Source organism: Hymenobacter algoricola, assembly GCF_039539525.1.
Taxonomy (GTDB): domain Bacteria; phylum Bacteroidota; class Bacteroidia; order Cytophagales; family Hymenobacteraceae; genus Hymenobacter; species Hymenobacter algoricola.
The window spans coordinates 1-10884 of record NZ_BAABDH010000088.1; the positions used below are offsets into that span (position 1 = coordinate 1).

Sequence of the window (10884 nt, forward strand, 5' to 3'; positions counted from 1 at the left end):
AAGCAGCGGCGATTTTCTCACGTAAGTCCAAGGAATAGGCGCGCATGTACTAGCTTACGAACCCGCCCCGGAAAGGTGTACGCCAGTTATGAAACTGCTATAAGAGCTTTTGATAAATGTTTACTGAGAAAGTAATAAACATTGATTCTTATTTCTTTTTAGCTTTATTTTTTTGAGAAGTATGAAATTATAGAAAAAAGTTGCTTTATTTTTCAGGAAACAATAAAACAAGTTTACAAGTAAGTTTGAAAATTGAGAAACAAGCTGCTTATTTTGCACCCTGCTGCACTGGTCGCAGCCGTCACCATTAGTTCCCTCGCTTTATGAAAATCATCTGCGTTGCCAACCAGAAGGGCGGCATTGGTAAGAGCACCCTCATCACCGTGCTGGCCGGGGCGCTGGCCGCCGACTATGGCTACCGCGTGCTGGTGGTCGACGCCGACTCCCAGCAAACGCTGGCCGGCGTGCGCCTCACCAACGACCAGCCCAGCGTGGACCTGGAGCGCGCAGCCGGCACCCTAGCCGAGCCCGCCTTTCCCTATGCTCTGGAATCGGTGGGCATGGGCCAGGTGTATGACCGCCTGGATGAGGTGGGCGACGACTACGACGTGGTGTTCATCGACGTGCCCGGCCGCTCCGATGACACGGCCATGATTGACGTGCTCAGCGGGGCCAACGTAGTACTCGTGCCCGTGGGCGCCTCCGATGCCGAGCGTCTGGCCACGATTTCCTTTATGCAGCTACTGCAGGAGATTTCGCGGCTCTCGCGGGAGCAGGGCCTGGACTTCCAGTTCTTCGGCGTGCACTCGCACCGCACCAACCTGAAGGAGGAAAAGGATATGGACGAATTCACCGACGCATTAGGGTTGCCGCGGCTGCAGGCCTCCCTGCGCCAGCTTGGCTGCTACAAGCGCCTGTCCACTCGCTACAGCTACCTCAACTCGGCCTACCGCCGGGCGGTGGGGGCCGATGCCGCCGTGGAAGCCGAAGTACGCGCCCTGTGCGACGAGCTGATTGTCCGGGCCCAACTCACCTCTGAACTCGTATCGTAATGGCCAAGATTCAACGCCTGAAAATCTCCACGGACGAGAAGATGTCCATGCTGCGCGGGCAGCCTGGTCACATGCCGGCCGCGCACGTGGCAGCGGAGCCAGCAGCAGCCACCGAACCGGCGCCAACACCAGAGGCAGCGCCGGTTTCAGCTCCGCCCGTGGCCGTAGCTCCAGTTCCAGAGCCCGCCCCAGTCGCCGCGCCGGTGGTAACGGCAAAGCCAGTGCCGACGCCCGTGGCCCAAACCCCCAAACGGGGAAGAGGCCGGCCGCCGAAAGCCGAAACAGCTATGACCGTGGAAGCAGCTCCATCGGGGCTACAGCCTTCCCTGATTCGGTTGGAAGGGGAGACGCAACGAGCCGCGCTGGCCTATATCCACGAGGAGCTGATGCACCACAGTCGGCGGGTATACCTCAAGGAGCTGGTCGACGAAGCGGTGAATTACTACCTGCAGCATGGCCCGCCGGCCCAGGTCAAGTAGGGGAGGGGCAACCTTCCACACCCGGCTGGGCCGGGTATAAGCCGCCGGGCTAGGTAGCTCTATAGGGATGGTTTACCATTGGCCCGGTCTCATCTTCTTACAGCACCTGCAACCGGGCCGCTATCGCCGCCAGTGACTGCTCCACGGATGTGGCGGGCGGTAGTAGTCCGTACACCAGCTGCCGGAAAGCGCCTTGGTAAGTGGGCACCAGTTGCTGCCAGGTTTGTCCCGCGTCGGCAAACAGGCGCGCCTGCGCCAGCGGGTGGGTAGCCCATTCGCCCTGAAACTCCTGGTTACGGGCATCATCGGCGCGCACTTCGGCCAGCAGCGTCTCGAACGCCGGACCTACCAGAAACTCCTGCAACGCCGGTTGCTGGAGCAGTTGGTGCAGGTCGTAGGCGTGGCGGATTTTCGCCTGCAGCTCGCCCAGCGGGTCCGGCGCATAGCCGGCGCGCACCAAGGCCAGTATCTTTTCAACCAGCGTCCGCTCCAGGGCCAGTACGAGCACCCCAAACGGGGCTAAGCCATGCTGCGCTACCAGCGCCAGCTCGCCGCGTTGGGTTAGAAACTGCCCCGCGTAAGACTGCATCGGCCGCCACTGGCTGGGGTGGGGACGGGCAAAGGCATTGATTTCGAGCAGCACCGCGCCCGGCCGCACCTGGCTGCCGGGGGTAGGCGCGGCGGTAGACGGAAACTGGTGCAGGGTCTTGCGGAAATGGCTGCCGCGCACGGTCACGCCGGCTTCTACCACGGCCGTCAGGCCCTGGGTGATGTGCTTGGCGGCCGCATCCATGAGCTTCTTGACCTGCCCGCCAGTCCAGCCTTTGGTGCCGGCAATGGCCAGGTCCACGTCTTCAGAAAACCGCTCCACCAGCCCGTAGGCCTTGGAAAGGGCCGTGCCGCCCTTGAACACCAGCTGCTCGCGGTAGGGCGAATCAGCCAATGCCCGCAGCACGTAGGTTACCCAATAGTCCTTCTCCACGAAGGCTTCGGGCAGGCCTAAGCTTTGGGCGGTGGCCAGCAGGATTTCCCCAAACTCGGGGCTCTGGTGCAAAGTCATTGGATGTTCCACGCGGCGCGGTTGGGCAGGGCCGCAGCGCTCAGGCCGAGGCGGTAAGTGGTCAGAGGATTGAGAGTGGCCCGCAGGGTAGCGGCACCTTTTTTGTCGGCCTGCCGCTCCAGCAGGGCCCCGAGCACGGCGCGGGCGCGGGGCGGGGCCTGGCGGGCCGCCAGCTCGGTCAGGCGCCGCCGAGCGGCCTGGGAGAGGGCTTTGACTTCGCGCTGCACCCGGGCCAGCACCCTGTCGGGGCTGGTATCGGGGATGCGGCGCAGGTCGCGTAGCACTTCCAGCCACTGCAGCAGCGGCACGTCGCTGGCTCGTTCCGGGGCCGGGCGCACCACGAACGCCACGCGTGGGGGCCGGGTGCGCCGCAGCTTGGGAGAGGTAACCATTGTTTCGGCCGGCACCTGGGTGGTCAGGCCCAGTTGGTTGTAGAGGCTGGCCCCGGCCGGATAGGCCGACAGGTTGCCGCCCACCGACGTGAGCGTGCGCAGCACGGCCCCCTCGGTGGGCTGCAGGGTCCCAAAACGGCTGGTTTGGGGCCGGTAGTACTGCCCCTTGGCGAAGCGAACCAGCAGCCCTTCCCGGCGCAGCCGGCTCAGGGCCGCGGCTACCGCCCCGAACTGCGCGGGCTCCGTCACCAAGCTGGCATAGGTCAGCAGCTCGCCCGGCGGAGCGGCCTTGACTTGCTGACGGATGCGCTGCATGATGGATTTCGACATCATAGGATGGAGGCTAACAAAGTAAAAGTAAGCAATTCTGTCAAGTTATTACATGTAAAAACTTGACAGAATTTAACTCGACGTAGTTCCTGCTGGTGGGGTTACCCCGGCCTGCACCTCGGCCAGGACCACGGCGATGACGTCCTGCACGGGTTCGTTAAGCAAATCCGCGACCCGCAGCAGCTCGGCAATGGTGAGGGTGGACGGGTCGGTTTCGCGCTGCTTGATGGTGCGGTAAGTCATGCGCAGGTGCTCCATCAGCTCGCGCTCGGTGAAGGAGTAGCGGCCGTGGCGTAGCAGGTCCGTAAAACGCTGGGGCGGCGCGGCGGCTTGGGGGGGCAGTGGGGGAGGGGAGGGAGGCATATCGCGTGGGGAAGGAGTAAAGGCAGTATACCGGGGACAGTGGGACGGTACCCCACTGCCCCCGGCCCCGCCGATGAAAGCAGCAAAAGCCAGCGGCGGCCGCAAAGGGTTAGCAGTCGTCGGACGGGTAGGGGCGCGGGTGCTGCCGCGCCTCCTCGGCCAGAGTGCGTTCTTCCCACTCGGCCACCCGCTGCATGATGTTGGTTAGCCAGCGGCCCAGGCGGGCGGGGTCGGCTTCGGCCATAATCCGGCCGGTGGCCATGCGGCGCTGCTCGTCGGTAAAAGCGGGATGCTCCAGCAGGCGGGTCAGCTCGATGCGCTGCGTGGCGACAACTACAGTGGTCAGGGAAGGCAGCGTTTCCTGCCCCAACACCACCAGCGGCAACGTGGGGAGGCCCGGGCGGGGCGGCACGGCGCCGGCATCTACCGGGTGCATCACCGGCGGAGCATCCTGCTCACTGGCTACCAGCTCCGCCGCGCCGGCGGGAGTCGGTTGCGGGTCGGGCGCGTTATCGTCGGGGGCCGGGCGACCTAGTATCAGCTCAGCGGCGCGCTGGGCCCGGCTGGCGGCTTGTAGGGTGTTGTTAAACAAATAGGGTAAAACCTCCGACTCACCGCTACGCAGGTTTGTTTGGCGGTTGCCAGGCGGTAATCAAGTCCATGTCAAACGGGGCTTCGGCCGGCAGGGGCTGGTCGGAGAAGTCGTATTCGCCGTGCAGGTTCAGGTGGCGGTAGGAGAGCACGGCGAAGGGTGAGAGCGTGGCCAGGGTGGCGGCCTGCTGCTCCGGGGGCAGCCGGGCCAGGTGCTGGGAGAGGTGCAGGTAGTTCCAACAGATGATGGCGTTCATCAGCAAGCGCTTGCAGGTCTCGGCCACCAGCTGCTCGGAGCGGGTGGCCGCGTGAAACTCCTGGTTGCGCCCGTGCCAGACGGCGTGGGCGAGCCGGTGGGCGCTTTCGCCCTTGTTGAGTTGCTTCTGGATGCGCTGGCGCAGTTCCACCTGGTCGACGTAGCGCAGCAAAAACTCGGTTTTAACCAGCCGGCCCAGCTCTTTCAGGGCCCGGTAGAGCGGATGCTGGCGGGCGTAGGAGTTGAGCCGGCCGAACAGGCGGGAGGCCTCGCTGTGGCGTAGCTTGAGTGTCACGACCAGGCGCAGCACCTCGTCCCAGTGCCGGGCGATGCGCTCGGGGTCGATGCGCGCGTCGGGCAGCAGCGTCTGCCCCAGCTGGCGGTGGGCAGCCACGGGCTCCCAGCTGTAGAGCTGCTGGTTGGTGAGCTGGCGGATGCGCGGCTCGTAGGCAATGCCCAGCATGCGGGTCACGGCGAAGATGACTTCCGTGTAGCCGTGCGTGTCCGTGCTGTGCACGTCGGTGGGCCGCACGGCGTGGCGCAGCAGCCCCTCCAGCAGGTGTGTGGCCTCGCGGTCGGCAGCGCTGAACACGGTCGAGTCGAAGACGAGCAGTGTTTCGTCCACGTAGGAGTAGGCCGTCAGGCCGCGGCGGTTGCCGAAGTACTTGAACGAGGCGCTGCCGCCGAGCGAGTCTACGGCCAGGTCGTATTTCTGCCCGTCGCTGCTGCTGTGCAGCACGTCGGGGGAGAAGCGGAACGCTTCGCGCAGGCGCAGCTGGCGGGTGAAATTCAGAATCAGCTCGTTGGCCTGGCGCAGGTTGTCGAGCGAGAAATGGGTGCTGGCCAGGCGCTGCAGGGCCGCCTCGTCTACCTGGGGCGCGACTTGCGCCAGGCGGCGCAGGCCCAGGTTGCAGCCCAGCCCGACCAGCGCCGCCAGCAGCTGCGACAAGGGCGGCGGCGTGCGGGCATGTTTGCTGGGCAGCGAGCCGAAGGCTGTGTCAAATTGGGTGAGCCGGGCCACGCTGGTCAGCACTTCGCGCAGGGGCACGACCCGGTGCCGGGGAAACAGGTGCGCCGGCAGGCGCGGCTGCTCGGTCGGCAACCGGGGCGTCGTGAGCCGGTAGCGCCCGGCCGGGGTGCGGTGCGCGTGCGGGTTTTCCACCCCGCTCAGGTGGGCGTTGGTCTGCGCAAACTGGGCCTGCAACTGGTCCTGCAGGGTCGTTTGGACCGTGGCAAAGTCGCGCCAGGCACTCAGGCCCGCCTGTTCCAGCAGGGCTTCGCGCTGCCTGGCCCACTGCGCAGCCGGCAGCAGGTAGTGCTCAAAGGCCCGGTACTGGTAGCAGCACGTGAAGTTGAGCTGGCCGGACTTGACGGCCGTGGCCATCTCCGTAAACAGCAACGCTTTGTAGAGCGACGTGCGCAACCGGCCCTGCGCGTCGAGTACGTAGGCCCGCTGCGTGAGCGAGAGAAAGTCCAGCGGCACCTGGGCGCCCAGGTGCCCGTCGTGCTGCTGGTAGTACTGCACGGCCCGCCACAGGTCGGCGCGGGTGGTTGCTTCGTCCACGACCAGCGCTTTGACCAAGGCTCCGAGCTTGGTTTGCAGGCGCAGCGACGCGGTGGCCAGCGCCTCGTGAAACAGCGCTTCCCCGGCCTGCTGCTCGGTGGCCAGGCGCAGCTGCTCCAATTGCTGGTGGTCCTCGCTGAGCTGCGCGGCCGTGACCTGGTGGCGCTGCAGCAGCGCGTCGATGCGGACCAGTTTCTGCTCGGCGGCGACATCGGGGGCATCGACCAGGGCGCGAATCTGGGTCAGGGCCTGCAGGTGCCGGTAGCCCCGGCCCGTGACCTGGCTGGTCAGCTGCTGCGTGGCGGCGCGCTGCTGATAAAGCGTCTCTTTTACCTGTTCGCGGCACTGGTTGGCGGCACTGGTCACCGTTTGCAGCAGTGTGTCGACCAGGGCGTCGCCCAGTTCGTAGTACTGGTGCACCACGAAGCTGAGCAGGTAGAGGTAGCGCCGCTCGTCGCGGCGGTAAAGCTGCGCGGCCTGGGCCCGCAGCACGTACTCGGCGTAGTAGGTGATGGCCTGGTCGGAGAGGCGCAGGCGCTGCCAGAGCGGCTGCAGCTGCTCGAAAAGCTGCCGCAGGGACGCGAAGTGCGTCACCCGTTCGCGTATTTCCCCGGCCCGCAGGCCTTGTCGGATGCGCTTAAGAAAGGTGAGCGGGTAGCGGCGGTCTGCGTCCGTCTCGCTGGCTCCGGGGTCGTCGGCGGACAGCAGCCGGTCCAGCAACCGCTGCTCGCCGGGCTGTAGGTGCTGCTGCAAGCGGTGGAGCAACCGTTTCTCGAACGCGAGCAGGGCCCGCGTGATGAGGTCAGCCAGCGTGTTGTAGGTGGGCAGTTCTAGCCGGTGCTCGTGCAGAAACAGCACCAGGTAATCGAAGACCGACGCCGGCTTCAGGTGCTGGCTGCTTAGGCGCACCGCCTCCTGGTATAGCCGGTCCGCCGCGGCCGCCTCGAACCGCGCAATGCCCAGTTGCTCGCAGATGAGCTGCTGGTGGGCATAATAGCGGGCATCGGCGTAGCGCAACGGGTCAAATTCGTCGGGCCCCAGTCCCAGTTGCTGGGTGACATGGGCCACGTCGTCCGCGTGGTAGCGGGAGGCCACGTAAAACCGCTGGCTAATCTGGAAGTATCCCAGCTGCAAGAGAAACCCGACGCGGTTAGCTGGCACCAGCATCCGGGCCAGGTGTACATCGGCCCACACGGGGACGGCAAAAACCCGCGCCTGCTCCGCTGCCGGCACCAGCGGGGGCTGCTCGTAGAGCTCGCGCTCCTTGCCCAGGTGAATCCGCAGATGCGTGGCCATAAGCTGCCTAAAAGTCGATAGCGTAAACGACCGTTATCTCTACCGACCAATGATAGTGTTAACGTACGTGTAAAGGTATCGAAAACCGATACCTTTACGAGGCTCATTTACCTTATTGCTAACCTACCCGTTTTGCCCATGCTATTTGGCTACGTCCGCGTCTCGACCAGCGCCCAATCGGCCGAAAGCCAGAAGAGCCTCATCGCCCGCTACCTGGTCGAGCACCGCTGGACCCTGGACGAGTGGATAGAAGTCGAGATGTCCTCCCGAAGGACCGCCGGGCAGCGCCGCCTGCCCGAGCTGCTGGCCAAGGTTGCCGCCGGCGACACGGTCATCGTCTCCGAGCTTTCCCGGCTGGGCCGCTCGCTACGCGAGGTGCTGGGCCTGATTGAGGAACTGATTCACCAGAAGCGCTGCCGGCTGATTCTCGTCAAGCAGGGCCTGGACCTGGACCCGCAGAACCACCGCGACATGACCCACAAAATCCTGTTGACCATTTTCGCCATGTTGGCCGAGTTGGAGCGGGACTTCGTCTCCGAACGCACCAAGGAAGGGCTGCGGGCGCGGCGCGAGCAAGGCATTGTGCTGGGCAAGCCCAAGGGCGTGGTGCAGCTGTCCATGTACGACGCCGACCGCGAGCGCATCCTGCACCTGAACGCGCTGGGCGTGCCGCTGGCCACCATCGTCGACGTGCACCTCAAGTACGGCAAGTACCTCTCGCTGAAGAACTACTTGGCCAAGCTACAGCGGCAGCCGGCCCGCAACGCTTCCGCGTAACCGGCCGAGTCGGAGGTTTTACCCTATTTGTTTAACAACACCCAACATCAAATCCTTCGAATTACGAGACTACCCCAGTTCAGTGGGCTCTTTCAGCAAGTAGAAGGCATTAACTTAGGAGAAGGAGGCAAGCTGACAATATCCTAGTGTCCATTTAAGGGCTCGTTTAAGCGGTTCTAAACGTTTACAAATGCTTAGCAAACCGTTCTGTAAGCGATTCGGACCGTTTTGGTGAACGAACCCATGAAGGGGTGCCAGTAGGAAATACATCACCAAGGTTGATTCTTCTGCTCAGACTTGTCTCGACAGGTCAGGCAGGCGCCTAGTAGCGTATTTCGACGGGCAATTCAATCGCTATACAGGCGTGATACGCTTGGTCAAAGCGTGCCATTTCCCAGCCTTCCCGCGGAACGAACTGCCGCACGGCCTCTTGGATACTCGTCAGCAGGTATTGCTGGCGCTCGTGGTCAGTGTCCAGCCGGGCCAAGAGGTGAAAGTCCACCAACACATAATAGTCGAGATAACCAACGACTAGCTTCTCTGTCCGCCCATTCTCGGCGGCGAGGCTCGTGAGGCAGAGATTGATGCTATGTATCCCCTCAAAAGAGGGACCGCGCAAAAAAGTAGAGTAATGTGCCGTAAGCGGAGCACATAGTATTTGCCGAAAAGGGAGTGTAGCGCGCGCTTCATAGCTCACATAGAGGGCCAATCGTCGAAAGCGTTTATGGACGTAGCGGGGCATAAAATGGAATGAGAGCTATAAGCAGCGCACCATAAATTAATACTCGTTTTCCCAAACAGAACCCGTTTACCCTCGGACCGTTTGGCTGAACTGAGGCTGTTGCCGAAACTAGTGTACCCCTCATTATCACAGCTCGTCACTGTTCAGGTACCACTTCTCTTCCGCTGAATAGCATCTCAACCTCGCCGTTTCGGTACACAGCAAAGACCTGGTTGCTGATGCAGTACAGCACTCCGTCTTTGTTCCTCGCCCAGTAATCATGGGTCATCCAGGTACCAACAGGCGTGAGGTCTGTAATTGCCATATCCCTGTCCAAAATTTCCTGAATCTCCGGGTCTCGTATGCGTCGGGGGCCAACCTCTCTTGCGATTCTGTTAACATCACACCGAGCAGAGTCGCGCCGCAGAAAAGGGATAGGATTTCCCCAACCCACGGGCTTATAACTACCTGGCGCTACGTCCGGCAGCGCCTTAACGAAGGCTGTTATTGCCGTGCGTTCTGGCTGTATAGTCTCCAGGGCAGGGGTTGAGCAGGCCACCAGGATAAAAGTCAGTAGGGGAAATAGGTATTTCATAGTGCCACTTAGGATAGATCGAAACTACTCCGCGGGAAGATAGCAGGTAAAGGGTGTGGCTTCAACCTTGTTGATCATCCACTATGCTTTATGCGCCTGGCACTTCGAGGAGCAGTTCATCAGCTGGAAAGAGGTCCAGTGGGCTGCCGGGCGCTACGTGGGAAGGTATTACAACATCCTAGTAGAAGAGCTGGCATACCGTCGTCAGTAATTCACCGTTTTCTTGAACTGAATCAACACTATGCAAACGCTGTGCACAAGCCGATAACTAGCCTTCTACTTCTTGTAGCGGCTCTTACAGGATGTAAGGGTCGCATAGAAGGACGGTTGATTCGAGAAATCAATCAGGCATGCAGTAGCCCCACCAAATTGGGGTGCACCGTTGTGTTGAAGACCATAACGCCTTTTGAATGGAAGAAGCTCTACTTTTTCAATTCTTGGACGACCGTGGACTCCATTAGCAGGGTGGTGGGTTTTGGCTACAGGGGGGAGGACGTAGCGGATGATTACACCCGAATGGTGTTCACTCAAGGTAACTCCGTAGTCCACGAAGAAGATTTTCAATCCTTCGATTATCACAGCTCAACTATCGGTTTCCCTGAATTGGCCGATAGCCTTCTACGGGCCGAATCGCCCTTCTTTACGCCTGATAATGCGCTGTTTTTGGCGAAAAAGGGAAGAATAGAAGGGGCTTGTGCCAAGTGCTTCCATTACAGCTTATCGGTAACGAAGTAGGCTCTTTTTGCTGGTCGAACCGGGATGCTGTAATGTTAAAATAGCGCGCCCTCGCGCGGGGTCCGCACGTCCTCCCCGTGTGGGGCCAGGCAAAGGCGTGTCGCCCAGCGCTTCCCGGATCCGCTGCTAGGCAGCAGATGAATTGGTCCGCGCGGCCGTGGCGCGGCTGGTTCGCCACCGGATGGCCGATTCCAGGGCCCAGGGGGCGACCAGGCCACTCCAGCCACAGGCCAGGGTAAAGAGCAGGCGATACGGGCGCTCCAACGCGCCAAAAAAGACCCCGAACAGAAAGAGGGTGACGCCGGCGTAGAGCAGGCAGAAGACGGCGGGAAACGGGCGCGGCCGGTCCGTATCCCGTCGTAGCTGCGAGGCGACGGCCACGCCGACCGCCAAGCAGCAAAAGGTGAAAAAGGTCAGGGCAATCGAAATCTTTTCCGGCGTCGGCGTGCGGAAGTCGCCCCGTAGCAGGCGTTGCAGGGACTCGCCCCCGACGGCGCAGCCGTAATACCCGACCATGGACAGCGCCAGGCGCCAGCTAACGCCCCAGAGTACTCGAAGCAGTGTGTACATTGAGGTGGTCTAGCTAGGCCGCACAGAGTTGGGACGTGGTTTGAAATTGGGTTTCGAAGTGATTGGGGGCAAGATAGCCGAGGGCCGAATGCCGGCGCTCGGC

The 10884-nt window shown here is 62.1% G+C and carries 12 protein-coding genes; 4 read left to right on the forward strand and 8 right to left on the reverse strand.

The window, feature by feature from the left end; genetic code table 11:
* The first annotated feature begins 323 nt into the window (after positions 1-323).
* Positions 324-1052: a ParA family protein gene (locus ABD842_RS14285; protein ID WP_345115209.1), complete on the forward strand. Its 729-nt coding sequence runs from the start codon at positions 324-326 to the stop codon at positions 1050-1052.
* A gap of 287 nt (positions 1053-1339) precedes the next feature.
* The gene (locus ABD842_RS14290) at positions 1340-1531 is read left to right on the forward strand and encodes a hypothetical protein (RefSeq protein ID WP_345115212.1); all 192 of its coding nucleotides are present in this window, start codon (positions 1340-1342) and stop codon (positions 1529-1531) included.
* Between the two features lie 97 nt (positions 1532-1628).
* On the opposite strand, the gene ABD842_RS14295 is transcribed toward ABD842_RS14290, so the two are convergent.
* From ABD842_RS14295 to ABD842_RS14315, 5 genes are all read right to left on the reverse strand, one after another.
* Positions 1629-2591, reverse strand: coding sequence for a nucleotidyl transferase AbiEii/AbiGii toxin family protein (locus ABD842_RS14295; RefSeq protein WP_345115214.1), 963 nt, complete (start codon positions 2589-2591; stop codon positions 1629-1631).
* Positions 2588-3316 (reverse strand): DUF6088 family protein, encoded by a 729-nt coding sequence (locus tag ABD842_RS14300; protein ID WP_345115217.1) that lies wholly within the window; start codon positions 3314-3316, stop codon positions 2588-2590. The genes ABD842_RS14295 and ABD842_RS14300 overlap by 4 nt, the downstream gene beginning before the upstream one ends.
* Positions 3317-3385: 69 nt before the next feature.
* Positions 3386-3676: a hypothetical protein gene (locus ABD842_RS14305; RefSeq protein ID WP_345115219.1), complete on the reverse strand. Its 291-nt coding sequence runs from the start codon at positions 3674-3676 to the stop codon at positions 3386-3388.
* A 109-nt stretch (positions 3677-3785) separates the two neighbouring features.
* The gene (locus ABD842_RS14310) at positions 3786-4268 is read right to left on the reverse strand and encodes a hypothetical protein (protein ID WP_345115222.1); all 483 of its coding nucleotides are present in this window, start codon (positions 4266-4268) and stop codon (positions 3786-3788) included.
* Positions 4269-4293: 25 nt separating this feature from the next.
* On the reverse strand, positions 4294-7383 hold the full coding sequence (locus tag ABD842_RS14315; protein WP_345115225.1) for a Tn3 family transposase: 3090 nt from the start codon (positions 7381-7383) through the stop codon (positions 4294-4296).
* Between the two features lie 138 nt (positions 7384-7521).
* On the opposite strand from ABD842_RS14315, the gene ABD842_RS14320 reads away from it, so the two are divergent.
* Positions 7522-8160: a recombinase family protein gene (locus ABD842_RS14320; RefSeq protein ID WP_345115240.1), complete on the forward strand. Its 639-nt coding sequence runs from the start codon at positions 7522-7524 to the stop codon at positions 8158-8160.
* 322 nt (positions 8161-8482) lie between these two features.
* On the opposite strand, the gene ABD842_RS14325 is transcribed toward ABD842_RS14320, so the two are convergent.
* Together ABD842_RS14325 and ABD842_RS14330 are read right to left on the reverse strand one after the other, a co-directional pair.
* Positions 8483-8779, reverse strand: coding sequence for a hypothetical protein (locus ABD842_RS14325; RefSeq protein WP_345115228.1), 297 nt, complete (start codon positions 8777-8779; stop codon positions 8483-8485).
* 259 nt (positions 8780-9038) lie between these two features.
* Positions 9039-9476, reverse strand: a complete 438-nt coding sequence (locus ABD842_RS14330) for a hypothetical protein (RefSeq protein WP_345115231.1) — start codon at positions 9474-9476, stop codon at positions 9039-9041.
* Between the two features lie 384 nt (positions 9477-9860).
* Between ABD842_RS14330 and ABD842_RS14335 the strand changes: the two genes are divergently transcribed.
* Positions 9861-10211: a hypothetical protein gene (locus ABD842_RS14335; RefSeq protein WP_345115234.1), complete on the forward strand. Its 351-nt coding sequence runs from the start codon at positions 9861-9863 to the stop codon at positions 10209-10211.
* A gap of 126 nt (positions 10212-10337) precedes the next feature.
* Here ABD842_RS14335 and ABD842_RS14340 read toward each other — a convergent pair whose 3' ends face one another.
* Positions 10338-10781: a hypothetical protein gene (locus ABD842_RS14340; RefSeq protein WP_345115237.1), complete on the reverse strand. Its 444-nt coding sequence runs from the start codon at positions 10779-10781 to the stop codon at positions 10338-10340.
* Between the last annotated feature and the right edge of the window lie 103 nt (positions 10782-10884).